The organism is Pseudomonas sp. PA-5-4B, assembly GCF_021606215.1.
GTDB lineage: Bacteria > Pseudomonadota > Gammaproteobacteria > Pseudomonadales > Pseudomonadaceae > Aquipseudomonas > Aquipseudomonas edaphica.
Map to the genome: position 1 here is coordinate 117,472 of NZ_WKDB01000004.1, position 24,393 is coordinate 141,864.

25 protein-coding genes are annotated in these 24,393 nt (G+C 60.6%); 16 read left to right on the top strand and 9 right to left on the bottom strand.

Annotated features, from left to right (window positions below):
* Both GIW28_RS04015 and GIW28_RS04020 read right to left on the bottom strand, forming a co-directional pair.
* A complete protein-coding gene (locus GIW28_RS04015; RefSeq protein WP_017137715.1) occupies positions 1–2,238 on the bottom strand; it encodes a xanthine dehydrogenase family protein molybdopterin-binding subunit in 2,238 nt (745 codons plus the stop codon).
* On the bottom strand, positions 2,238–2,696 hold the full coding sequence (locus tag GIW28_RS04020; RefSeq protein ID WP_017137716.1) for a (2Fe-2S)-binding protein: 459 nt from the start codon (positions 2,694–2,696) through the stop codon (positions 2,238–2,240). The genes GIW28_RS04015 and GIW28_RS04020 overlap by 1 nt, the downstream gene beginning before the upstream one ends.
* Positions 2,697–3,123: 427 nt before the next feature.
* Between GIW28_RS04020 and GIW28_RS04025 the strand changes: the two genes are divergently transcribed.
* Together GIW28_RS04025 and GIW28_RS04030 are read left to right on the top strand one after the other, a co-directional pair.
* Entirely contained in the window at positions 3,124–3,864 is a 741-nt protein-coding gene (locus tag GIW28_RS04025; RefSeq protein ID WP_026013756.1) for a hypothetical protein, read from the top strand.
* A gap of 117 nt (positions 3,865–3,981) precedes the next feature.
* Positions 3,982–4,281 carry a hypothetical protein gene (locus GIW28_RS04030; protein ID WP_169987194.1) on the top strand — a complete coding sequence of 100 codons (300 nt, stop codon included), beginning with the start codon at positions 3,982–3,984 and terminating at the stop codon, positions 4,279–4,281.
* A gap of 240 nt (positions 4,282–4,521) precedes the next feature.
* Here the strand turns inward: GIW28_RS04030 and GIW28_RS04035 are convergent, their stop codons facing one another.
* The 3 genes from GIW28_RS04035 to GIW28_RS04045 form a co-directional block, all read right to left on the bottom strand.
* Positions 4,522–5,031, bottom strand: a complete 510-nt coding sequence (locus GIW28_RS04035; RefSeq protein ID WP_236447650.1) for a hypothetical protein — start codon at positions 5,029–5,031, stop codon at positions 4,522–4,524.
* A 62-nt stretch (positions 5,032–5,093) separates the two neighbouring features.
* A complete protein-coding gene (locus GIW28_RS04040) occupies positions 5,094–5,720 on the bottom strand; it encodes a helix-turn-helix domain-containing protein (RefSeq protein ID WP_236447651.1) in 627 nt (208 codons plus the stop codon).
* 5 nt (positions 5,721–5,725) lie between these two features.
* Positions 5,726–5,884, bottom strand: a complete 159-nt coding sequence (locus GIW28_RS04045; RefSeq protein ID WP_017137721.1) for a hypothetical protein — start codon at positions 5,882–5,884, stop codon at positions 5,726–5,728.
* Positions 5,885–6,127: 243 nt separating this feature from the next.
* On the opposite strand from GIW28_RS04045, the gene GIW28_RS04050 reads away from it, so the two are divergent.
* From GIW28_RS04050 to GIW28_RS04060, 3 genes are all read left to right on the top strand, one after another.
* Positions 6,128–8,242, top strand: coding sequence for a TonB-dependent receptor family protein (locus GIW28_RS04050; RefSeq protein ID WP_236447652.1), 2,115 nt, complete (start codon positions 6,128–6,130; stop codon positions 8,240–8,242).
* Positions 8,243–8,460: 218 nt separating this feature from the next.
* Positions 8,461–9,003 carry a sigma-70 family RNA polymerase sigma factor gene (locus GIW28_RS04055; RefSeq protein ID WP_177032271.1) on the top strand — a complete coding sequence of 181 codons (543 nt, stop codon included), beginning with the start codon at positions 8,461–8,463 and terminating at the stop codon, positions 9,001–9,003.
* The gene (locus GIW28_RS04060) at positions 9,000–9,932 is read left to right on the top strand and encodes a FecR family protein (protein ID WP_236447653.1); all 933 of its coding nucleotides are present in this window, start codon (positions 9,000–9,002) and stop codon (positions 9,930–9,932) included. The genes GIW28_RS04055 and GIW28_RS04060 overlap by 4 nt, the downstream gene beginning before the upstream one ends.
* A gap of 1 nt (position 9,933) precedes the next feature.
* On the opposite strand, the gene GIW28_RS04065 is transcribed toward GIW28_RS04060, so the two are convergent.
* Complete coding sequence (locus GIW28_RS04065) at positions 9,934–11,751, bottom strand: sigma-54-dependent Fis family transcriptional regulator (protein WP_236447654.1); 1,818 nt, start codon at positions 11,749–11,751, stop codon at positions 9,934–9,936.
* Positions 11,752–12,040: 289 nt separating this feature from the next.
* On the opposite strand from GIW28_RS04065, the gene GIW28_RS04070 reads away from it, so the two are divergent.
* Genes GIW28_RS04070 through GIW28_RS04095 form a run of 6 tightly spaced genes read left to right on the top strand, consistent with a single transcriptional unit; the run spans position 12,041 to position 17,981 of the window.
* Positions 12,041–13,135: an ABC transporter ATP-binding protein gene (locus GIW28_RS04070; protein WP_017137726.1), complete on the top strand. Its 1,095-nt coding sequence runs from the start codon at positions 12,041–12,043 to the stop codon at positions 13,133–13,135.
* Positions 13,135–14,232: an ABC transporter ATP-binding protein gene (locus GIW28_RS04075; RefSeq protein WP_017137727.1), complete on the top strand. Its 1,098-nt coding sequence runs from the start codon at positions 13,135–13,137 to the stop codon at positions 14,230–14,232. The genes GIW28_RS04070 and GIW28_RS04075 overlap by 1 nt, the downstream gene beginning before the upstream one ends.
* The gene (locus GIW28_RS04080; protein ID WP_017137728.1) at positions 14,229–15,095 is read left to right on the top strand and encodes a carbohydrate ABC transporter permease; all 867 of its coding nucleotides are present in this window, start codon (positions 14,229–14,231) and stop codon (positions 15,093–15,095) included. Before GIW28_RS04075 ends, GIW28_RS04080 begins: the two co-directional genes overlap by 4 nt.
* 10 nt (positions 15,096–15,105) lie before the next feature.
* Positions 15,106–15,906, top strand: a complete 801-nt coding sequence (locus GIW28_RS04085; protein WP_003174634.1) for a carbohydrate ABC transporter permease — start codon at positions 15,106–15,108, stop codon at positions 15,904–15,906.
* A gap of 11 nt (positions 15,907–15,917) precedes the next feature.
* Entirely contained in the window at positions 15,918–16,190 is a 273-nt protein-coding gene (locus GIW28_RS04090; protein WP_026013758.1) for a DUF2160 domain-containing protein, read from the top strand.
* A 48-nt stretch (positions 16,191–16,238) separates the two neighbouring features.
* Positions 16,239–17,981 (top strand): ABC transporter substrate-binding protein, encoded by a 1,743-nt coding sequence (locus tag GIW28_RS04095; RefSeq protein ID WP_017137730.1) that lies wholly within the window; start codon positions 16,239–16,241, stop codon positions 17,979–17,981.
* Between the two features lie 81 nt (positions 17,982–18,062).
* Here the strand turns inward: GIW28_RS04095 and GIW28_RS04100 are convergent, their stop codons facing one another.
* Together GIW28_RS04100 and GIW28_RS04105 are read right to left on the bottom strand one after the other, a co-directional pair.
* Positions 18,063–18,401 (bottom strand): hypothetical protein, encoded by a 339-nt coding sequence (locus GIW28_RS04100; protein WP_236447761.1) that lies wholly within the window; start codon positions 18,399–18,401, stop codon positions 18,063–18,065.
* A 185-nt stretch (positions 18,402–18,586) separates the two neighbouring features.
* A complete protein-coding gene (locus tag GIW28_RS04105) occupies positions 18,587–19,015 on the bottom strand; it encodes a hypothetical protein (protein ID WP_236447762.1) in 429 nt (142 codons plus the stop codon).
* Positions 19,016–19,180: 165 nt separating this feature from the next.
* Here GIW28_RS04105 and GIW28_RS04110 point away from each other — a divergent pair, with 165 nt between their 5' ends.
* Positions 19,181–20,194 (top strand): ABC transporter substrate-binding protein, encoded by a 1,014-nt coding sequence (locus GIW28_RS04110; protein ID WP_017137732.1) that lies wholly within the window; start codon positions 19,181–19,183, stop codon positions 20,192–20,194.
* A gap of 127 nt (positions 20,195–20,321) precedes the next feature.
* Here GIW28_RS04110 and GIW28_RS04115 read toward each other — a convergent pair whose 3' ends face one another.
* The gene (locus GIW28_RS04115; RefSeq protein ID WP_017137733.1) at positions 20,322–21,110 is read right to left on the bottom strand and encodes an AraC family transcriptional regulator; all 789 of its coding nucleotides are present in this window, start codon (positions 21,108–21,110) and stop codon (positions 20,322–20,324) included.
* A gap of 85 nt (positions 21,111–21,195) precedes the next feature.
* On the opposite strand from GIW28_RS04115, the gene GIW28_RS04120 reads away from it, so the two are divergent.
* The 4 genes from GIW28_RS04120 to GIW28_RS04135 all read left to right on the top strand — a co-directional run bounded on the left by GIW28_RS04120 (position 21,196) and on the right by GIW28_RS04135 (position 24,309).
* Entirely contained in the window at positions 21,196–22,194 is a 999-nt protein-coding gene (locus GIW28_RS04120) for a bile acid:sodium symporter family protein (protein ID WP_017137734.1), read from the top strand.
* Between the two features lie 86 nt (positions 22,195–22,280).
* Positions 22,281–22,643, top strand: coding sequence for a hypothetical protein (locus GIW28_RS04125; protein ID WP_017137735.1), 363 nt, complete (start codon positions 22,281–22,283; stop codon positions 22,641–22,643).
* A 111-nt stretch (positions 22,644–22,754) separates the two neighbouring features.
* Positions 22,755–23,939: a sugar transporter gene (locus GIW28_RS04130; protein ID WP_236447763.1), complete on the top strand. Its 1,185-nt coding sequence runs from the start codon at positions 22,755–22,757 to the stop codon at positions 23,937–23,939.
* Positions 23,940–23,952: 13 nt separating this feature from the next.
* Positions 23,953–24,309 carry a lysozyme inhibitor LprI family protein gene (locus GIW28_RS04135; RefSeq protein ID WP_169987214.1) on the top strand — a complete coding sequence of 119 codons (357 nt, stop codon included), beginning with the start codon at positions 23,953–23,955 and terminating at the stop codon, positions 24,307–24,309.
* Positions 24,310–24,393 lie beyond the last annotated feature (84 nt).

Genomic DNA, 24,393 nt, shown 5'->3' on the forward strand with positions numbered 1-24,393 from the left:
TCAGGCGAAGGTGTAGCGGCTCAGGGGCAGGCTGCGGATGCGCTGGCCGGTCAAGTGCGCCACCGCATTGGCCACGGCAGGCGCCACTGCGGGTAGCGGCGGCTCGCCGATACCGCCCATCTTTTCGCCGCTCTCGACGATCTTCACGTGCACCTTGGCCATCCGCGAGGGTGGCAGGATCGGGTAAAGGTCGTAGTTGCGCGCCCGTGGTTTACCGTCCACGTACACCGCTTCTTCCACCAACGTTTGTGACAAGCCCAACGCTACGGCGCCGTTGACCTGGGCCTCGATGATCGCCGGGTTGACGATGCTGCCAGGGTCGATGGCTTCCCAGATGTTATGCACCTTGACCTGGCCGTTTTCGATCGACACTTCGGCAACCACCGCCGCATGCGAGCCAAATGGCGAGGCCATGGCCACCCCACGGGCACGCCGGCTGCCGTCTTCTGCGGTATACGGGCCACGTTTCCAGCCACCGGACAACTCGCCCACCGCTTGCAGCAACGTGGTCAGGCGTTTGTTGTCGCGCAGCAGGTGCAGGCGCAACTCATACGGGTCATGGCCGCCTTTGTCAGCCAGTTCATCGAGGAAGGCTTCGTAGAAAAAGTCATTCAGCGAGTTGCCCACCGAGCGCCAGTAGCCGAGCATGGCCGGGCCTTTGACGTAGATCTGGGCGATGCGTTTGTTGGGAATCGCGTAGGATTTGCCCGACAACCCTTCAAGAGCCGTCGGGTCGATTTTGTCGCCCTGTTTGCCGGCGATGGCTTCGGATGGGCCTTCGGTGGCGCTCACGGCTTCGATGGCCACCGGCAAGCCTTTGTCATCCAGCGCCGCGCGGAATTTGACCACCGCGACCGGGCGCAGCACATCGCGCAGGAACTCTTCTTCGCGGCTCCAGATCAGCTTGACCGGGCGTCCCACAGCCTTGGCCAATGCGACGGCCTGCGGGTACGGGTTGGCTGAGTCGTACAGGAAATGCCGACCGAAAAAGCCGCCCAGCAACGGCGAATGCAAGGTGATCTTTGACACATCCAGTCCGGTGCGCTTGGCGATGTCGGCGCGGAACATGTCTGGCGCCTGGTTGGGCAGCCAGACTTCCAGCGTGCCGTCCGGGTTATAGCGCGCCAGGGCCGATGGCGGCTCCAGTTGGGCATGGTTGACGTACTGGTTGTGGTAGGTGGCTTCGACCTTGGTCTTGGCGTTTGCCAGCGTGGCGTTGACGTCGCCTTCGTTTTCTTCGTCGCGGGCCGGGCCTTGCTGGGCGGCGAGGAAGTCACGGTATTTGTCGCTGGAAAAGTCTGCCGGCATGGCGCGCACTGTAGAGTCAGCGGCGGCTTCCAGCCATTCGACCTGAATAGCTTCTACTGCACGCTTGGCGTGCCACCAGCGCTCGGCCACCACGGCCACGGCGCCAGGCAGTTGATGCACCGAGTGCACGCCTTTCATGGCTTCAACTTGCGCCTGATTGCGCAGGCTGCCCACGGTCATGCCCAGGCGCGGCGCATGCTGCACGGCGGCGTGGAGCATGCCGTCGACCTTGAGGTCGATGCTGTATTGCGCCTTGCCGGTGGATTTGTCGTAGGCATCCAGGCGTTTGACCGGCTTGCCGATCCAGCGGAACTGGCTCGGATCGCGCAGGGTGATGGTGGACGGGTCAGGCACCGGCATGTCGAGGGCGCGGCTGGCGAGTTCACCGTAGCCCAGCGAGCGGCCCGAGGCGGCGTGTACCACGCGGCCGGGGGTGGTGGTCAGTTGCGCGACCGGCACGCCCAGTTGCTCGGCGCCGGCCTGCAACAGCATGGCGCGGGCCAGGGCGCCCAGGCGGCGCATTACCGGGTAACTCATGCGCACCGACATGCTGCCGCCGGTGATGCGCATGCCGTTTTCCATCACCACATAGGCATCGCCCGGTGGCGCGGCTTCGACGACAAACGTGGCAGGGTCGGCGTCCAGTTCTTCACCAACAATTTGCGCCATGGCGGTGTGGGTGCCTTGGCCGCCTTCCATAAAGGGGCTGAGCAGGCGCACCGTGCCGTCCGGGCGAATCTCGAGAAACGCCGGCACCTGCGTGCCGCGCTCCGCAGGGTTGGCGGTGGCCGCGAAGGCGCGGCCGCCACCCAGCGGCAGGCCGAAACCAATCACCAGCGCGCCCACGGCGGTGCTGGCCAGAAAGCGCCGGCGTGACAGGTTGACCGGGTCGCCCAGGGCCACATCCAGCAGTTCGTTGCGCGTATTCATCATGCGCGCTCCTTCTGCTGGGCCAAATCCTGCATGGCGGTGTGGATGGCGTTATAGGTGCCGCAGCGGCACAGGTTGACCATGGCGGCATCGATTTGCGCGACCGTCGGCGCGGGGGTGTGCTTGAGCAGCGCCGTGGCCGCCATCACCTGCCCGGACTGGCAATAACCGCATTGCGCCACCTGATGCTCGACCCAGGCGGCGACCACGTGCTTGCCCACCGCATCGTCCTCAATGGCCTCGATGGTCGTGACCTCGCGGCCGACCACACCCGCCACCGGGGTAACGCAGGAGCGCACCACATTACCGTCCACCAGCACCGAACAGGCGCCGCACTGGGCCAGGCCGCAACCGTACTTGGTGCCGGTCATGCCGAGGTCGTCGCGGATCACCCACAGCAGCGGCGTGTCGGCGTCGGCATCGACCTGGTAGGTCTTTTGGTTGATACGTAATTCCATGGCGGGTTCACCTGCTGATCATCGGTTGGTGGTGCTGAGCTCTTTTGAGCCCTTATAAGAAGAGTGGGACTTGTGGCCCATCGTTGCACTCTAGACCACGGCGCAAGGGCTATCTATCCGCCAGTCGATAAGTCGGAGGATCAGGCAAGTATTTCGCAGGAATGCACTACCGGCAGCTTGACCGTTCCCACGCTCCGCGTGGTAACGCATCCTGTGACGCTCTGCGTCACGGCGTCAAAAGCGGGACGCGGAGCGTCCAGGGCGGCATTCCTTTGCGGCGCGTGGGAACGATCCTATAGGCACTCCTTTGTGTGTAGGCAACCTCTGATCCGACCCGGCTCGCCGCACTTTTTTTGATTCTCCTGATCTATCCCTGTCACGACCCCACTCATTCAGAGTGTGGGCAACAGAATCAGACCCGGTGCCGATGGATCGAACGTCACATACTTGTATCTCCCGCTGGCCGTTGTTTTTGGTTGTTCTTTTGGCACTGTTTACCAGTGGTTGCAGCCAGCAGCAGGGCCGCGACATCGCCAGCCAGTTCAGCAATGGCAGGCCCGATGAGTTCTTTCAGACCAGCGTTGACCGCATGGCAACCCTGAGCATGCGCGACAACTTGCAAAGCCTGTATCTGCTGATGAGCAAGCTCTACCTGCGCAACCCCAGCCAGTGGCGCCAATCCGGTTACCCGGATGCGGTGAGTGCCGCGCGGGAAATCCGCCAGGCCATCGAGCATCAGCAACCGCTGCCGGCCCTCGGCGAGCGGCGCGATCTCGCGGCCTTGAGTTACTCGTTAAGCCCCGACTTCAAAGGCGACCGGGTCGGTGCGTTTATCTACGCGATCGGCAGCATGCTGGTGACCGCCCACGGCGGCCGCACCCAGTTTTATATGACTGACTCGATCAACCCGCAGTTTGTCAGCAACGCCGCACGTAATATCGAGAAAGCCACCTGGCTGCTCAGCCAGCGCCAGGACGCCAACGGGGTATTGCTGCTGTTTTCCAACGAGATATCGGAGGAGGGCAGTAACCTGAGCTTTGCGGTCGAGTTCGGCAAAGTGGTTGCGCGCCTGGACTTGCTCGCGCAGATGCTCGATGAACGCTACCGACGTGTGGCGCTCAACTACGCGCAGAGTTTGCTGCTGATGAATTTCTTGCCGGTGCAGTAATGTAGGTACGGTATTTCCCTTTCAGGTGTAGGAAGTGGCCTATCTTAAGTCCCCACGCTTGAAACACCCCTCGGTGGGCAATAGCCTCGGACTTTTCTCAACGGATGAGTGCCTACCTTGGGTAAGCGAAAAACGGTTTGGCCTACGGATCGCGAAGTTCGTCTGCGATTCATTCTCTTTGCGGTGATCGACGTGGCAAGCGCCCAGGGTGTTCCTGCCGAGGTGTTATTGACCGCACATAAACTGCTGCGCGATTCGCCGGCGGAGTCTCAGTTACGTAAAGCCCTGGCTGACATCCTGGCCTGCGATGAAATGGCGGGGTTCAGTTTCCTCAGGGGGTCTGAGGCGGATGATTTTATGCGCACGATCGAACCGCTCACGGACGCGACTGATCACCAGGTTTTGCTCTCGGGTTAGATCGTTTATTTCCTTAAGTGAGGTCGCAAGGCTTTAATCGCATATCCATCCTGGCGTTTATGCGGTGCCAGTAGCGGCTTTAAACGTCTTTACAGCGATTTATCTGTTATCACGCCCGGTGTCGCTGTCCTGGTCACCCAAGCAAGCTCCCGAACAGCCATTTGTGCTGCTCTGCCGTCGTCTTGCGCCGTCGCCCGGTGTCTCTAGAATCGGCGCCAGAACTTAGCCATTTCCTGTCGATTACGGAGTTTCGAACATGATGAACGCAATGCAGATGCCGATGAACACGTCCATGCCAATGATGCCGATGATGGGCATGCCGATGATGATGGCGACCATGAAGTGCGAAATGGCGGGCGACGCCATGATGTGCACCATGAAGCCGGCGGCCGGTATGGACATGGCGCAGTTCAAGACCAATGCCGACATGATGGCGATGATGATGAACTGCGGCATGCCGATGATGATGCAGTGCGCAAACATGTCGATGCTGTGCATGTCGGCCGATGCCATGAAGATGATGGCTGACATGAACATGCCGATGATGACCATGGGCATGTCGATGTCGATGATGAAATGCATGATGGAATGCAGCGTGATGGGCGACAGCATGATGTGCAAAATGCTGCCAATGCCAGGCATGAGCATGGCCATGATGGAAAACTGCTGCATGCTCATGAACAAACTGATGAATGACTGCGCCATGCCGATGATGATGAGCTGCAACGGCATGCCGATGATGTGCTGCACCTGCTGACCGCTGCTGCCTGAAACGCAAAAAAAAGCCCCGACTTGTCGGGGCTTTTTTGCATTCAGTCCAGGCGTTCCGGGTAGGTGATCACCAAAAATGCCACCGCCTCGCTGTCCGCCGGGTTGCGGTAGCGGTGGGGCTGGTCGGCGTAGAACAGGATCGAGTCGCCGGTGGAGAGCAAGTAGCGCTCATCGTTGACGCTGACTTCCAGTACGCCCTGGGCCACCACCAGGTTTTCCTGAATGCCGGGGCCGTGACCGGCAGAAATTTCTTCGCCGAGCGCACGCAAGCGGATTTCGTAAAATTCCGATTGGCGGGCGGTATCAAAGGGAAACAACGCACGGCTGACGAATGCCCCGTCGGCACTTACCAGGCGTTTGCTTTGTCGCGCCGGCAACACCTCGACGCCTTCAAAGGCACGGTCCTCCAGAAAGGCCGCGACCGACACCTTCAAGCCTTTGGCGATTTTGCACAGCACCTTGATCGACGGCACGCTGCGCCCGGACTCGATCTGCGCCAGCATCGCCCGGCTCACGCCACACGCGCGTGCCAACCCGTCCAGCGAGAGGTGGCGCTTACTGCGCAAACGTTGCAGGTTCTGCGCCACGCACAGGCTGGTGTCGTCATCCTCAATCGCAGGTTTTGGCAGTGCTTGGGCTGATTCGGGCAGTACCTGTAAAAAATTCATCGGCGTTACGCCCGGCGCGTATCACTGGCGGTTGCGGTGTGGGCGGAGAACACCGCAAGCCCCGCGCGTGCCGCGTACATGGCCCACATCAGCTCGGCCGCGGCACGCGCCTGGCGGCGTTTACGGTGGAGGGTGAAGTCAATAACGCTGGCGGATGTTTGCATGGGGGAAATCTCGTGGGCGACTCAATGCCTCCCACAGTAATGCGTGCTGGTTATTTCTTTAAATACTGAGTTTGCATGTGTTAATGCGATTTTGGACTTAGAAAATAATCCCGGTCCGATGCTGTTGTGGGAAGGGTCTGGTCCGTTAATTAAGCGTGACCTGGTGAGCCTGCCTGGCTTCCCATCACTGTTCGCGTGATGGCCCAGGCTTTGTCACGCCCCCGAATGCCAAGGATTTACCCCATGCTGTTGCGCCAACCCCCACTGCTGTTTGCCGCCCTGACCCTCAGTTCACTGGCGCACGCCGATACCCTGCAACTGGCCCCGGTCGAGGTCTCCAGCAGCGAAGCCAGCGCCGCCGAAGTGGCCCAGGCGCAGCTCAAGAGCGTGCCCGGTGGCACCAACTTCATCGATATGAGCAGCGTGCAACAGGGGCGCGTCAGCACCAACGAAGACGTGTTCAAGTACCAGGCCGGCGTCTACGCCAAGGCGGCGAATAATGAAGGCGTGAAGTTGTCGATCCGCGGTTCCGGCCTGAACCGCAGCCCCGGCTCCCACGCCTCGGGCCTGTATGAAATGCTCGACGGTTTGCCGCTCACCGGCCCCGGCGGCACGCCCTATGAACTCAAGGACCCGCTGTGGCAAAGCCGCGTCGAGGTACTGCGCGGCGCCAACGGTTTTGACCAGGGCGCCCTGGCCCTGGGTGGCTCGGTCAACTATGTCACGCACACCGGCTATGACGCGCCGAAGTTGCAGGTGCGCTATGAAGTGGGCAGTCGCGGTTATGCCCAGCGCGAAATCAGCTCCGGCCAGGTGCTGGGCGACGCCGACTACTACATCAGCCTCACCGACTCCGAATCCGACGGCTACCAGCACCAGAGCGCCGGCACCGGCAAGGGCATTGCGGCCAACTTTGGCTACCGGTTCAACCCGGACCTGGAGACGCGCTTCTATTTTCGCTACCGCGAAACCACCAACGACAGCCCCGGCAAGCTGACGCGCTACCAGATCAGCCACGATCCAACCGCCGCCAACAGCCTCAACGCCGCCCGCGACTCGAAACGCCTGCAGCCGGGCTCGACCTGGATCGCCAACAAGACCACCTTGCAGCTCGATGACACTTCCCGCGTCGAGGTGGGGCTGGCCTATCACGACTACCCGATGGATTTGCGCGAAGGGCTCAACCGCCTGAAAGTCGCCTACACGGATGTCAGCGGCACCCTGAACTACATTCGCCAGGACAGTTGGTTCGGCCACGACAGCAAAACCACCCTTGGCCTGCGCACCACCCAGGCGATGCCCAACAACGGTGCCTCGGAATATGTGCGCGTGCCGTCGAGCAACCCCGCCACCTATTACGCCCCCGGCACCAAAACCCGCGACTATAGCTACCTGGGTTCCGACACGGTGCTGCATATCGGCAACGACCTGGAACTGGCGCAAGACCTATGGCTGACCACCGGCCTGGCTGCGATCTACACGCGCCGCGAAACCCAGGTCAGCTACCCGCAAGGGCAGGCGCCGCTCAGCCAGCATGATTGGGACTACGCGCCGCGCATCGGCCTGCGCTATGACTTCACCCCGCAGTTGCAGGTGTACGGCAACCTGAGTCGCTCGGTCGAACCGCCGCACGCGTGGTCGATGATTTGGGGCTCCAACAAGTATTTCACCGGCGGCCCGGCCAAGGGGCTGGCCCGCGAAGGCGTGAGCTTGCGCAATCAGACCGCCACTACCCTGGAGATAGGCGGGCGTGGTGAGCAATGGTTCGGCCAGTGGGATTTGGCGTTGTATCGCTCCGAAGTGCGTCACGAACTGCTCACAGTGGAGACCCAGGCGCAGACACAGAGCAGCAGCGCCGTCGTGGCCGAAGCCAACGCCAGCCCCACCGTGCACCAGGGCGTGGAGTTGAGCCTGCTCAGCCCATTGTGGGACGGCGGGGGTAATGGCCAGTTGGCCTTGCGCCAGGCCTACACCTACAGCGATTTCCACTACCGTGACGACGACCGCTTCGGCGCCAACACCTTGCCGGGCATCCCCAAGCATTACTACCAGGCGCAAGTGCGCTACAGCCACCCGACCGGTTTCTACACCAGCCTCAACACCGAGCACGCTTCACGGGTGGCGGTGGATTACGCCAACTCTTACTACGCGGCGGCGTACACAACGCTGGGCGCCACTTTCGGCTATGACGCGCCGAAACAGGACTGGCAAGCCTGGGTTGATCTGCGCAACCTCACCAACCGGCGTTATGCCAATACCGTCACGCCGGGGTATGACGACAAGGGGTTGGATGTGGCCCGCTCCACGCCGGCCGATGGGCGCGGTATCTATACCGGTGTGTCGTGGAGCTGGCGCTAAGCCAATTTAACTGTCACCGAGGTCTAACTGTGGGAGCGAGCTTGTGTGGGGGGCTGGCTTGTGTGGGAGCTCCCACACAGACCAGCATCCACTCAGACCAATTCCCACACAAGCCCGCCCACGGCATCCAGCCCACCCGAGTGGCCCTTGCCCCGCCACAGTTTTACTGGCATTGTTCGCTCAATTGGTAATCTTTCCCATTTGAGAAGTTTTTGCGCATGCATGACATTCCGGCCGCGCCGGGCGATTGCGCCCGTCAGCAGACCCTTACGGCGATGTACAGCGAGCACCATGGCTGGTTGCACGGCTGGCTGCGCAAAAAACTCGGGTGTTCCCAGTACGCTGCCGACCTGGCCCACGATGCGTTTATCCGCGTGTTGATGCTGGCCGATCCGCACACCATCAAGGAGCCTCGCGCCTTTCTCGCCACCACCGCCGGGCGCCTGTTGATCGATGGGGCGCGGCGCCGCCGGATCGAAAAGGCCTACCTGCAAGCCCTGCTGGTGCAGTGTGAAGACGCCGGCATGCCCGACCCGGCCGCGATCCATGTGGCGCTGCAAGCCCTGGAGCGCATCGCCGAGATGCTCGCCGGCCTGCCGGCGAAAACCCGTGAAGCCTTCCTGTTAAGCCGCCTGGACGGGCTCACCTACAGTGAGATCGCCACGCGCCTTGAGGTGTCATCCAGCACGGTCAAAAACTATCTGTCCACCGCGCTGGTGCATTGCTACCACAGCCTGTACGGGGCGGACCCGTTGCCGTGAACACCGAGCAGATCATTCAACAAGCGGCGAATTGGCTGACGCGGCTGCACGACGAAGACGTCAGCGATGCCGAGCGCCACGCCTTCAATACCTGGTGCCAGGCCGACCCGCGCCATGCCGTGGCCATCGAGCGTATGCGCTCGCTCTGGGGTGGCTTCGATACGTTGCCCGCGCAACCGGCACGCATCGCCCTGAATCGCGCCTTTGCGCCCCAACGTTCGCGCAGGGTGCAGGCCTTGGGGGTGCTCGGCGTAGTGCTGTGCGGCTGGTTCGGTGTGCAGCACATGCCGGTGTGGACGGCCGACCAGCGCACCGGCATCGGCGAGCGCCGCCAGGTCGCCCTTGAAGACGGCAGCCAGTTACAGCTCAACAGCAACTCGGCGGTGGACGTGAAATTCGACGGCCACCAGCGCGTGATCGAACTGCTGCAGGGCGAGCTGTGGGTTGACGTGGCCAAGGACGCGCAACGGCCGTTCGTGGTACGCACCGATCAAGGCACGGCCACGGCCTTGGGCACGCGCTATCTGGTCAAGCGCGCAGTGGACGGCAGCACCGTGGTCACGGTGATCGAGTCCACTGTGGCGGTCCAAGGTGACACGGGCGAGGGCGTCAAGGTCACGGCCGGGCAGCGCGCGATTCTTGATCATGGCCACGCGGGGCCTGTACAGGCGACCGGCAGCGCCGACCCGGATGCCTGGACGCGTGGCCTGCTCAAGGTCAACGACCAACCGCTGAGTGAGGTGCTGCAAACCCTGGCCAGCTACCGCCACGGCTTGGTGCGCTTCGATGCCCAGGCGTTGAAAAACCTGCGTGTGTCCGGGGTGTTCAAACTCGACGACACGGCCGCGGCGCTCTCGGCGCTGGCCGATAACCTGCCGATTCGGGTGGAGTACTTCACCGACCTGATGGTGGTGGTCAAACCGCGCTAGATCAGCCTTCGTGCTGGCGCAGGCGCTTGTACAGGGTGTTGCGGCTTACGCCCAGTTCCCGCGCCAGGTGGGAGATGTTGCCGCCCGCTGCTTTCAAGCGTTGGCTCAGGTCGCTGTTGTCTTCCAGGCTTGGCTGGGTGGGCAAGGGCGCGGTCACGTTCAGGTCGACAAAGAAATCATCCGGCAGATGCTCCGGTCGCACCGGCTGCTCCTCGGCCATCGCCAGCGCCACCTGCAACACGCTGCTGACCTGGCGCAGGTTGCCCGGCCACGGGTGTTGCTCGAACAACGCCAGCACTTCGGCACTCAGCCCGGCCCATTGGGTCGGCTCACGGTGCTGTTGCCACAACTGCTGGAACAGCGCCTGTTTGTCGGTACGCTCGCGCAAGGGCGGCAGTTCCAGGGTCAGGCCGCCGATGCGGTAGTACAAATCCTCACGAAAGCGCCCGGCCTGCACCCAGTCGCGCAGCACGCGGTTGGTGGCCGAGATGATGCGCAAGTCCACCGGGAACAGCTCGCTGCTGCCCACCGGCTGCACGCAGCGCTCCTGTAGCACCCGGAGCAAGCGGGCCTGGGTCGGCAAGGGCATGTCGCCAATTTCATCCAGAAACAGCGTGCCCTTATCCGCCTTGCGGATCAGGCCGATGCTGCCTTTCTGGTTGGCACCGGTAAAGGCGCCTTTTTCATAGCCAAACAGCTCGGACTCGACCAGTTCGGCGGGAATCGCTGCACAGTTCACCGCAATGAACGCCTGTTTGCTGCGCGAACTGGCCTGGTGCAGGGCTTTGACGAACACCTCTTTGCCAACGCCGGTCTCGCCGTGAATCAACAACGGAATGTCTTTTTCCAACAAGCGCTCAGCCTGGCGCACGGCCTTTTCTACGCGCACATCGCCAAAATGCAGGGTCTGGATGCTCATCGGCGCAGGTTTTGTGGGCTTGGGCTCAGCAAAGACCCGCGCCTGCACCGGCATCTTCTGCGGCCGCTTCAATAAACACTGGAACCGATTGCGGCCCGCCGCCTGCAACGAGAACGGCAAGCCATCGGGTTGATTCAACAATTCCAGCAGCGAGACTTTAAACAAACTGTCGATCAGCACCCGCGACAAACTGATGCCCAGCAAGTTGTCGGCGCGGCGGTTGGCCGACAGCACCTGGCCGCTGTCATCAAAGATGATCAGGCCCGCCCATTGGCTGTCGAGGTTGTTCAGGCCGGTGTTGAAGGTCAGTTGGAAATGCTCGCCGCGAAACAGGTTGAGGATCAGCCGGTTCTCGACGGTCTGGCTCATCATCTTGACCATGCCCAAGGTGTGGGAGGGCGGCAGGTAGCTGTCGCTGGACACATCCAGTACCGCAATGATTTCGCGCTGGGCATCGAAAATCGGCGCCGCGGAGCCGGTCATGAAGCGGTTGGCCTTGAGAAAGTGTTCATCGTGCTCGATATGCACCGCCTGGGCACAGGCCAGCGCAGTGCCGATGGCGTTTGTGCCGCTTGAGCGCTCCCTCCAACTGGCACCGGCACTGAAGCCGCGCGCCAGCTTCGGCTCGATAAAACGCTGGGTGCCCCACGAGGTCAGCACCTGGCCCTGGTTGTCGGCCAGCATGATCAGGCAGTTGGAATTGCTGAGGATGTTTTCGTAGTAGGGCAGCACTTCCTGATGGGTGGTCTGCACCAGGGAATGCTGGCTTTCGAGCAACTGGCTGATGCCTTCGGCGGGCAGTTGATCAAAGCTGGGGGTGCTCTGGTGGTCCAGTCCAAAGGCGCGGCAACGGCGCCAGGATTCCTGGATAAGGGTGTCGTGTGCGAGGGGTTCGGCCATGGGGGCGACCTTCTTTTATTTTTATTGTTATCAAGCCTTACGCCGTCCAACTGTGGGAGCAGGCAAGCCAGCTCCCACATTAAATCTGTGGCGCCCATCGATTGTTGTTCAGAACTGTTCAATGTCAACCCGCTTAATGTTCAGTTGTTCAGCGCTGGTTGTTCATTTGTGTTCATGCCTGAACATCCTGTTCAACCCATTTCCTTACAGATCAACCACCTGCCACTTCTGGCACGAAACTCGCTCTTACGAATGGCCAGAATCATTCCAATAATAAAAAGGGCGTGTCATGTCATTGACCCTGGAACATGTCTCCCGCGTTGTCGAAGGCCAGACCTGGATCGACGACGCCAACCTGCGTTTCGAAGCCGGTTCTTTCAACGTATTGCTCGGCCGCACGCTGTCCGGCAAGACCAGCCTGATGCGCCTGATGGCCGGGCTGGACAAACCCGACAGCGGCCGCATCCTGATGAACGGCGTAGACGTCACCCACAAGCCGGTGCGCCTGCGCAACGTGTCGATGGTCTACCAGCAGTTCATCAATTACCCGACCATGACCGTGTTCGAAAACATCGCCTCGCCATTGCGCCAGGCCGGTGTGTCCAACGAACTGATCCACAGCAAAGTGCTGGAAACCGCGCAGATGCTGCGCATCGAGAAGTTCCTGCAGCGCCACCCGCTGGAGCTTTCCGGTGGCCAGCAGCAACGCACGGCCATGGCCCGCGCCTTGGTCAAAGACGCCGAGCTGATCCTTTTCGATGAGCCGTTGGTAAACCTGGACTACAAACTGCGCGAAGAGCTGCGTCAGGAAATGCGCGAGTTGTTCAAGGCGCGCCATACCATTGCCATCTACGCCACCACCGAACCCAATGAAGCCCTGGCCCTGGGTGGCACCACCACCATCCTGCACGAAGGCCGGGTGATCCAGAGCGGCAGGGCCGCCGAGGTGTATCACCAGCCCCAGACGGTGCTGGCCGCCGAGCTGTTTTCCGAGCCGCCGATCAACCTGATGCCGGGGCGTATCAGCGGCAATGAAGTGAGTTTTGCCAATGTCGTGCACTTCCCGTTGAACGTGGATCTGCGTCCCATCGGCGAAGGCGAGTTCCGTTTTGGCGTGCGCCCCAGCCATATCAGCCTGGTGCCGAGCAACGACGATGACCTGGAACTGGCGGTGACCGTGGAGGTGGCCGAGATCAGCGGTTCGGAAACCTTCCTGCACGTGCGCAGCGAGCATTTCCTGTTGGTGCTGCATTTACCGGGGGTGCATGAGTACGACGTCGACGCGCCGATTCGTGTGTACATCCCCACCCATAAACTCTTTGTGTTCGATGGCCAGGGGCGTTTGGTCCAGGCCCCCGGGCGCCGCGTCGCGAGGGTTGCCTGATGGCCGAGATCCATTTGCAGAACCTCGCGCACAGTTACAGCCCTACACCCAATGGCCCCGAGGACTACGCCATTCGGGCCATGAACCATGTGTGGGAGCAGGGCGGTGCCTACGCCTTGCTCGGGCCATCGGGCTGCGGCAAGTCGACATTGCTCAACATCATCTCCGGCTTGCTCAGCCCGTCCGAAGGCCAGGTGCTGTTTGACGCTAAAGTGGTCAACGAGCTGACCCCGGAGAAACGCAATATTGCCCAGGTGTTCCAGTTCCCGGTGGTGTACGACACCATGACGGTGTTCGACAACCTGGCGTTTCCCCTGCGAAACCAGGGCATGGCTGAGGCGAAAATCCACAGCAAGGTGCAGGAAATTGCCGAAGTCCTCGACCTGCAAGCCCTGCTGAGCAAAAAAGCCCGCAACCTCACCGCCGATGAAAAGCAAAAAGTTTCCATGGGCCGTGGCCTGGTGCGCGATGACGTGTCGGCGATCCTGTTCGACGAACCGCTGACGGTGATCGACCCGCACCTCAAATGGAAACTGCGCCGCAAGCTCAAGCAGATTCATGAGCAATTCAATATCACCATGGTCTACGTCACCCACGACCAGCTTGAGGCGTCGACCTTCGCTGACAAAATCGCGGTGATGTATGGCGGGCAGATCGTGCAGTTCGGCACGCCGCGTGAGCTGTTCGAGCGCCCCAGCCACACCTTTGTCGGCTATTTCATCGGCAGCCCCGGGATGAATCTGATCGAGGTGCAGGCCGAAGCCGGTGGCGTGCGCTTTGCCAGTACGTTGCTGCCGTTATCCGAGGCGTTGCAACAGCGCCTGCGCGAGGCGGACTACAAAAAGCTGCAGGTGGGTATCCGCCCGGAATTTATCCACGTGTGGGACGAGTACAACCCTGACGCGCTGCAGGCCGACGTCGTGCATGTGGAAGACCTCGGCACCTACAAGATCATGACCCTCAACCTCGACGGCGCGTCGTTGAAAGTACGCCTGGCCGAAGACAAACCGGTGCCGGAAGGCAAAGCCTCGATCAGTTTTCCCGCGCAGTGGTTGATGGTGTACGCCGACGATTACCTGCTGGAGGTGCAGCCATGAACAAGGTGCAGAACAACAAGGCCTGGTGGCTGGTGTTACCGGTGTTCCTGCTGGTGGCGTTCAGCGCGGTGATCCCGATGATGACCGTGGTCAACTATTCGGTGCAGGACATTTTCGACCAGTCCAGCCGCTATTTTGTCGGTGCCGACTGGTACAAACAGGTGCTGCTCGACCCCCGCCTGCATGACTCCTTGCTGCGCCAGTTCATCTACTCGGCCTGCGTGCTGTTGATCGAAATCCCGCTGGGCATCGCCATCGCCCTGACCATGCCGACCAAGGGCCGCTGGTCGTCACTGGTGTTGATCATCCTGGCGATTCCGCTGCTGATCCCGTGGAACGTGGTCGGCACCATCTGGCAGATTTTTGGCCGCGCCGACATTGGCTTGTTGGGTTCGACGCTCAACGCCATGGGCATCAACTACAACTATGCGGCCAACACCATGGACGCCTGGGTGACGGTGCTGGTGATGGATGTGTGGCACTGGACTTCGCTGGTGGCGCTGCTGTGTTACTCGGGGCTGCGTGCGATTCCGGACGTGTACTACCAGGCAGCGCGGATTGATCGCGCATCCGCTTGGGCGGTGTTCCGACATATCCAATTGCCAAAGATGAAAAGCGTGCTGCTGATCGCGGTGATGTTGCGCTTTATGGACAGCTTCATGATTTACACCGAGCCTTTCGTGCTGACGGGCGGCGGGCCGGGTAACGCCACCACGTTCCTCAGTCAGACCTTGACCCAAATGGCTGTAGGCCAATTCGACCTGGGCCCGGCGGCGGCGTTTTCCCTGGTGTATTTCCTGATCATCCTGTTGGTGTCCTGGCTGTTCTACACCGCCATGACCCACTCCGACGCCAACCGCTGAGGCCGCCAACATGAGCAAGCGCAAGGTTATCCCGCTGCTGATCTACATCCTGTTTCTGCTGGTGCCGATCTACTGGCTGCTGAACATGTCCTTCAAGAGCAACACCGAAATCCTCGGCGGGCTGACCCTGTTTCCGCAGGACTTTACCCTGGCCAACTACAAGGTGATCTTCACTGACCCGAGCTGGTACACCGGCTACCTCAACTCGCTGTACTACGTGAGCCTGAACACGGTGATCTCCCTGAGCGTGGCGCTGCCGGCGGCCTATGCGTTTTCGCGCTATCGGTTCTTGGGCGACAAGCACCTGTTCTTCTGGCTGCTGACCAACCGTATGGCGCCGCCGGCGGTGTTTTTGCTGCCGTTTTTCCAGCTGTATTCGTCCATCGGGCTGTTCGATACGCACATCGCCGTGGCGCTGGCGCATTGCCTGTTCAACGTGCCGTTGGCGGTGTGGATCCTGGAAGGCTTCATGTCCGGCGTGCCCAAGGAAATCGACGAAACCGCCTACATCGACGGCTACAGTTTTCCCAAGTTTTTCGTGAAGATTTTTATCCCGTTGATTGGCTCCGGTATCGGCGTGACCGCGTTTTTCTGCTTCATGTTTTCCTGGGTCGAACTGCTGCTGGCGCGCACCTTGACCTCGGTTAACGCCAAGCCGATTGCGGCGGTGATGACGCGCACGGTCTCGGCCTCGGGCATTGATTGGGGCGTGCTGGCAGCGGCGGGGGTGTTGACCATCCTGCCGGGCATGCTGGTGATCTGGTTTGTTCGCAACCACGTGGCCAAGGGCTTTGCCCTGGGCCGGGTCTAGAGGATTCGATGATGGAATGGATGGCCTGGACCACCCCGACCGCACTGTTCTTTGTGACGATTGGCCTGCTGCTGGCAGGCATGACCACCTGGGAACTGCGTTCGCCGAGTATTCCTCGGCGCGGTTTGTTGCCGATCAGCACCACCCGTGGTGATCGTTTGTTTATCGGTCTTCTCGGCAGCGCCTACCTGCATTTGCTGGTGATCGGCGTTACCGACTGGAGCATCTGGGTGGCGTCTGCGCTATCCCTGGTATGGCTGTTGAGTGTGATGCGTTGGGGCTAGTGCCCTTATGAACTAGTGCCCTTATGAATAAACCACCAGGAGGTCTCTATGTTGAATAAAAACAATAAGCTGCGACATAGCATTTCATTGGCCGCCGTACTGGCCTTGAGCGGTTTGAGCGCCACGGCCTGGGCCGATGCGTACGAAGATGCCGCGAAAAAATGGATCGGCAGCGAGTTCAAACCGTCCACCCTTACCGAAGCCCAGCAGCTCGAAGAGTTGAAGTGGTTTATCAAGGCGTCGGAACCGTTCCGTGGGATGAAGATTAACGTGGTGTCGGAAACCCTTACCACCCACGAGTACGAATCCAAGGTACTGGCCAAGGCCTTCAGCGAAATCACCGGCATCAAGCTGACCCACGACCTGCTGCAGGAAGGCGACGTGGTGGAGAAGCTGCAAACCCAGATGCAGTCCGACAAGAATATCTATGACGGCTGGGTGAACGATTCCGACTTGATCGGTACGCACTTTCGCTATGGCAAGACCGAATCCATCACCGACCTGATGGCCAACGAAGGCAAGGCCTTCACCTCGCCGACCCTGGATATCAAGGACTTTATCGGCATCTCGTTCACCACCGCGCCGGACGGCAAGATCTACCAGTTGCCCGACCAGCAGTTCGCCAACCTCTACTGGTTCCGCGCCGATTGGTTTGAGCGCGCGGACCTCAAAGCCAAGTTCAAGGAAAAATACGGCTACGAGCTGGGTGTGCCGGTGAACTGGTCGGCCTATGAAGACATCGCCAAATTCTTCAGTGAAGACGTCAAGGAAATCGACGGCAAACGTATCTATGGGCACATGGACTATGGCAAAAAAGACCCATCGCTGGGCTGGCGCTTCACCGATGCCTGGTTCTCCATGGCCGGCGGCGGCGACAAGGGGCTGCCTAACGGCTTGCCGGTGGACGAGTGGGGCATTCGCGTGGAGGACTGCCACCCGGTAGGCTCCAGCGTGACCCGTGGCGGCGACACCAATGGCCCGGCCGCGGTGTTTGCCACGCAAAAGTACGTGGACTGGATGAAAGCCTACGCGCCTCCGGAAGCGGCGGGCATGACCTTCTCCGAATCCGGGCCGGTGCCGTCCCAGGGCAACATCGCCCAGCAGATCTTCTGGTACACCGCGTTTACGGCCGACATGACCAAGCCGGGCCTGCCGGTGGTGAACGCCGACGGCACGCCGAAATGGCGCATGGCGCCGTCGCCGGTCGGGCCGTATTGGGAAAAGGGCATGAAAAAGGGCTATCAGGACGTGGGTTCCTGGACCTTCCTCAAGTCCACGCCCGAGAAGCAAAAGCTTGCGGCGTGGCTGTACGCGCAGTTTGTGACCTCGAAAACCGTGTCACTGAAGAAAACCATCGTTGGCCTGACGCCGATTCGTGAGTCCGACATCAACTCCCAGGCCATGACCGACATGGCGCCGAAACTCGGCGGGCTGGTGGAGTTCTACCGCAGCCCGGCGCGGGTGGAGTGGACGCCGACCGGCACCAACGTGCCCGACTACCCACGCCTGGCGCAGTTGTGGTGGAGCAACATCGCCGCAGCGGCCAGTGGCGAGAAAACCCCGCAACAGGCGCTGGATAACCTGGCCAAGGAACAGGACGCGATCATGACGCGCCTGGAGCGTTCCAAGGTGCAGCCGGTGTGCGGCCCAAAAATGAACCCGGAGCGGGATGCGCAGTACTGGTTTGACCAGCCGGGCGCGCCGAAGCCCAAGCTGGCGAATGAGAAGCCCAAAGGGGAGACCGTGGCTTATGGTGATCTGTTGAAGCAGTGGGAGGCGGCGCGTAAGTAATCACTGGTTCATGATGACAAAACGGCACGCTTGCGTGCCGTTTTTCAGGTTTAGAACGATGACTGGTCCGTTTAAGGGGCGTTACTGATAGGCTGGTGGGGTATTGACGACGCCGTAGCCAGCGCCCGATTGCAGATCCCGGATTGTCATATCCCAGGTCGCTCCCTTGGACGTCAGCTGATACACATGATTTCTCCGTAGATAAAGGACGGTATCAGGCGCGTAGCCACTAATGTTCGTCGTCGTGAGTTCTCCGTACTGACAGTCTTGGGTAACGATCAAAACCGTTGCACCAGGCCGGGCGTTTGGAAGAACCCTATAGCGTCCCATCATGGTGGCCAGTAGAGCAATTACAGTCACATCGTTCGCACCGTTGAGGTCACTGGGAATGTCGCCTTGGCTGCCATATATCAAAGTCATTTTGATCATCCTTAATTGAGTGGGCAATTATTCAGACGTTGGTCGGGTTGTCTAGCAAGTCACGGCCTGAATGGACTGAAGGTAAGGCAGGACGAATAGGTTTCATACTGTGAGACTTGACAGTTTTTTATACTGTTTGATAAGTAGAGCAATTTTTTTTATTTCTAAAGAGTTATCGAGTGGGTTCAACTCGCCTGCGGCTGAACCTGCAACTGCCCATCCACATCCTTGACCAGCTCACTGGCCAAAAACAGCGGCGCCAAGCGCTTGTGAAGTTGCGGCTCGACAAACTCCTTCACCGTCTCCAGCACCAATACGCCACTGAGCGGCAGCTCGGCCTTGGTGTATGACAGCCACGCCTTCTTCAACACCATCAACACATCGCTGCCCGCCGTAGAGGCAAAGCGGCGGTGCGTGGGTTTGCCGTCGAAGTTGAAGGTGTGCTGGAACGCGTAGCCGGTTTCGTCACCGTTGGCGGCGCTGCAGCGCACGCAGGTGCATGGGCCATCGCCGAATGCGCTGCGCAGGTAAGCGTTGAAGTCCACCACGGGCTTGAGTGACAGGCGCTTATCGACCTCGAACAGATCCCCAGTCATTTTATCGTCAGTGTTCAACGTCCATTTCCTCGCAGGTTGGCAGGTGTATTTCAAAGCGCGGCACAATAACAGCCACACGGCATTTTGGGGATGATTAGCATAACAATAGATCCCGATATTCTTTTCCAGTCTTAAAATTCGTCGCTAGGCTCTATCACCTTCTCGAAAACGCGGCAGATTCCCATGACTTTCAAGCGTTCCTCCCTGACCCTGTTGGCCGCGTCCCTGGCGGCCGCGAGCGCCTTGCTCAGCCCCGGCGCCCAGGCCGAAGGCAAGATCAGCATTGCACAGCAATTCGGTATCGGTTACCTGATCCTCGACGTGGTGCGCGACCAGCACCTGATCGAAAAACATGGCAAGGAGCAGGGCCTGGATATCAAGGTGGAATGGAACAGCATTTCCGGCGCCACCGCCATGAATGAATCGCTGCTGGCCGGCGCCCTGGATGTGGTCTCGGCGGGTGTGCCGCCGATGCTCACCCTGTGGGACCGCACCAAGGGCAAGCAGAACGTCAAGGCCATCGCCTCCCTGGGTTCGATGCCCAATTACCTGCTGACCAATAACCCCAACGTGAAGACCCTGCAGGACTTCACCGACAAAGACCGCATCGCTGTGCCGGCCGCCGGCGTGGGTTTCCAGTCGCGCACCTTGCAGATAGAGACGGCCAAGCTGTTCGGCGATGCCAATTTCAAGAAGTTCGACGACATCTCCATCAGCCTGGCCCACCCGGATGCCACGGCGGCGTTGATTGCCGGTGGTTCGGAGATCAATTCACACTTCTCCAGCCCGCCGTTTCAGTATCAGGAGTTGTTGAACCCTAACGTGCACAAGGTGCTCAGTTCCTACGACATTCTTGGCGGGCAGGCGTCGTTCAACGTGCTCTACACCACGCAGAAATTTCACGATGACAACCCCAGGACCTACAAGGCGTTTTATGACGCGCTGGCGGAGGCCGAGAAGATCATCAAGGCCGATAAACCTGCGGCCGCCAAGACGTATATTCGCGTAGAGGAATCCAAGCTGCCGCTGGACCTGGTGGAGAAAATCGTCCAGGACCCGGAAATCGACTTCACCATCGTGCCGCAGCGTACGTTTATCTATGCCCAAAAGCTGCAGGAATTGGGCGTGCTGAAGAACAAGGCGGCGAGCTGGAAGGATTACTTCTTTGAAGAAGCCCATGGTGGTGATGGCAGCTGATTTGTAATTGGGAGCCAATGTGGGAGCTGGCTTGCCTGCGATAGCATCAACTCGGTGTACCTGACACACCGAGGTGCCTGCATCGCAGGCAAGCCAGCTCCCACAGTGGATCGTTGTTGTCTATGTGTCAGCGGAAGAATTCGCCCGGCGTAGACTCAAACTGCTGCCGAAACGCATTGATAAACGCCGACGTCGACTCATACCCACACCCCAGCGCCACATCCGTCACCCGCTCGCCTTGCTCCAGCGCGGGCAGGGCGCTGAGCAAGCGCAGGCGCTGACGCCAGGCGCGAAAGGTCAGGCCTGTATCACTCAAAAACAACCGGCTCAGGGTCTTTTCACTGACCCCAAGCTTGTGGCTCCAGTCACCCAGGGTGGTCTGCTGCTCCGGGTGCAGGTTCAGGCTGCGGTAAATCTGCCGCAGCCGTGGGTCATGGGGCAACGGCAGCATCAAATCCACCTGGGGCGCGGCCGCCAGTTGGTCGAGCACCACCTGGGCCAGCCGCCCGTCCGGGCCGTCCTCGGCATACTCCACCGGCAACTCGCTGAAACTGCGGATCAACTCGCGCAACAAACTGCTCACCTCCAGCACCTGGCAACGCTCGGCCGCCCAGGCGGTGACGCTGCAATCGAGGTACAGGCTGCGCATTTCCGTGTGCGGTGAACTGAACACCCTGTGTGGCACGCCCGCCGGAATCCACACGGCGCGCTGGGGCGGGGCGACGAAACGGCCGACACTGGTCTGGATCTCCAGCACCCCCGAAATCGCATACGACAACTGCACCCACGGGTGGCTGTGCCGGCGGGTCAGCGCGCGGTTGGGCAGCGATTCGGTGCGGCCATACACCGGGCGTGGCAGGCTGGAAAGCCCGGGCACACTGCGCCTAACCGTCTTGTCATGTCCTTTAGGCGGCATTTACTGGCTCATTGGCGTTAGTCGGTAACAGGCCGTTAAGTTAGAGTCGCAGCGATGCTCTTGGCAACCCCTGGAAGATTTGCTTATGACCCGCCCGCGTTTTCTACCTGACAACTTCACCCTGACCCTGATCGCCACGGTGATCCTTGCGTCACTGCTGCCGGCCAGCGGCCAGACCGCCGTGGCCTTCGGCTGGGTGACTAACCTGGCCATCGCGCTGCTGTTTTTCCTGCACGGCGCCAAGCTGTCGCGCCAGGCCATCGTCGCTGGTGCCGGGCACTGGCGCCTGCATTTGCTGGTGTTCAGCCTGACTTTTGTGCTGTTCCCATTGTTGGGCCTGGCGCTCAAGCCGCTGCTGTCGCCGCTGATCGGCAACGACCTGTACATGGGCATGCTGTATCTGTGTGCGCTGCCGGCCACGGTGCAATCGGCGATTGCCTTCACCTCGCTGGCCCGCGGCAACATCCCGGCAGCCATCTGCAGCGCGGCGGCCTCCAGCCTGTTCGGCATCTTCCTGACGCCGTTGCTGGTGACCTTGCTGCTTAACGTACACGGCGATGGCGGCTCCACGGTCGATGCCATCCTGAAAATCAGCGTGCAGCTGTTGCTGCCTTTTGTGGCCGGGCAGATCGCCCGGCGCTGGATTGGCGAGTGGGTGGGGCGTAATAAATCCTGGCTGAAGTTCGTCGACCAAGGCTCGATTCTGCTGGTGGTGTATGGCGCGTTCAGCGAAGCGGTCAACGAAGGCATCTGGCACCAGATCCCGTTGTGGGAGCTGGGCGGTCTGGTCGTCGCCTGCTGCGTGTTGCTGGCCTTGGTGCTGGTGGCCTCCGCCGTGCTGGGCAAGGCATTTGGGTTTAACCAGGAAGACCGCATCACCATCTTGTTCTGTGGCTCGAAGAAAAGCCTGGCCACCGGTGTACCGATGGCCCAGGTGCTGTTCGCCGGGGCGACCATGGGCGTGCTGATTTTGCCGTTGATGCTGTTTCACCAGATCCAGTTGATGGTCTGTGCGGCGTTGGCGCAGCGTTATGCCAAGCGCCCGGAAAGCATCCCCGAGATGATGGGCCAGGTCGATCCGTGATCCAGCGCACACCTTGGGAAGATTGACCTCAAGTTAACGCCCGAGCAGACGACTTCCTTATTGAGAGCCCAATAAGGAGTGTCGGCATGAACGTTAAAGGTATTTCGGTATTAACCGGCCTGTTTTGCCTATGGGCGGGAGCCTGTGGTGCCGCGCAGACCATAGGGCAGGGCACCATTCAATTTCGCGGCGCCATCGTCGAACCTGGCTGTGCGACAAATGCGCGCAGTGGCGCGGTGATGGAGTTGACCGGGTGCGCCAGTTCCAATCGCGGCAGTCGCTTCGAGGTGCGCAATATTGCGCCAGTGGCCAGCGTCAACGCCGCCCATGTAAAGCTGGTGGCAGACAGCGGCGATGGGCGTTATTACAACCAGAGTTACTTGCTGGTGGATGCCGCTGGCAAGGCGATCCAGTCGGGCAACTACGTGATTACCATGACCTCGCCCTAAGCCTTCGGGCGACGATCCGCGTCAACAGCGGGCCAAGAAACCTATAGAATGCCCGGCGGCGGCGCTGTTCTGCGCGGCCGTTGGATCATCGCCAGAGTATCTCGCCCGCCAATGAGCATTTCAGCCGCAACGCCCCAAGCCAATTGGCAACCGGTCATCGCCTTGGCGCTGGCCGCCTTTGTGTTCAATACCACCGAATTCGTGCCCGTGGGCCTGCTCAGCGCCATCGGTGCGAGCTTCGACATGCCCATCGCCAACGTCGGCCTGATGCTCACCATCTATGCCTGGATCGTCTCGTTGACCTCGCTGCCGGTAATGCTGCTGACGCGCAACGTCGAGCGGCGAAAATTGCTGATCGTGCTGTTCGGCCTGTTTATCGCCAGCCATATCCTCTCCAGCGTCGCCAACAGTTTTGGCCTGCTGATGGTCAGTCGCATCGGCATTGCGTTGTCCCACGCGCTGTTCTGGTCAATTACCGCGTCCCTGGCCGTGCGCCTGGCGCCGGAAGGCAAGCAGGTGCAAGCCCTTGGGTTATTGGCCACTGGCACGTCCCTGGCGATGGTGTTGGGTATTCCGCTGGGCCGCCTGCTCGGCGAAGCCATGGGCTGGCGCACCACCTTCCTGGTGATCGCCGCGTTCGCTGGCGCGCTGGTGTTCTGGCTGGCGCGCACCTTGCCGCCGCTGCCGAGCCAGAACTCCGGCTCGCTGCGCAGCCTGCCGTTGCTGTTCAAACGCCCGGCACTGGTGGCACTTTACGTACTCACCGCCATGACCGTTACCGCGCAATTCACCGCCTACAGCTACATCGAACCCTTCGTCGAAGGCGTGGCCGGTTTGGGTGGTGGCGCCGTAACCCTGATTTTGCTGGTGTTCGGCGGCGCGGGCATCATCGGCTCGCTGCTGTTCAGCCTGGTACACCGTTTCAACCCGCATATCTTCGTGGTCAGCGCAGTGTTCCTGCTCGCGGCCTGCTTGACCCTGCTGCTGCCCTTGAGCGGCGCCGAGTCGTACCTGGTGATACTGAGCATTTTCTGGGGCATGGCCATCATGGGCTTCGGCCTCGCCATGCAATCGAAGGTGCTGGTGCTGGCCCCCGACGCCACCGACGTGGCCATGGCAATGTTCTCCGGCATCTACAACATCGGCATCGGCGGCGGCGCCCTGATGGGCAGCTGGGTCGGCAGCCACTTCGGCTTCGCCTGGATCGGCGTGGCGGGCGGGGCGTTGGCAGCGGTGGCGTTGATCGGGTATTGCCTGGCGATTCGCAAGTTTGGGACGGGTGTGGTGCGTAGCTGAGGAGTAACGATTGATGATCAAACCTGCTGTTTTCGCGATGCTTGCCAGCGTGTCTGCGCTGTTGCTCAGCCCTTCGAGCGTTGCCGCCAGCTTCGACTGTGGCAAGGCCAAAGCGCCTGACGAAATTGCGATTTGCAAGAACGTCAGCCTCAACGACCAGGACGTGACCATGGCGTTGCTCTACGACCTGAACAAGCACTTCATGGCCATGGGCGGGCGCGGGTCATTGATGGACGGGCAGGCCGAATGGCTCAAACAGCGGCATGCCTGCGGGGCGAAAGTCAGTTGCCTGAGCGCTGCTTATACGCAGCGGATCGGCATGTTGCGCGGGTTCATTGATGAGCGGGTGATGACGAAAGGGCCGTTTTGAGCCAGCAATCCTAGGCAAAAAAGCAACCTGTGGGAGCTGGCTTGTTGTGGCGAGCAGGCTTTTCTGTGGGAGCTGGCTTGCCTG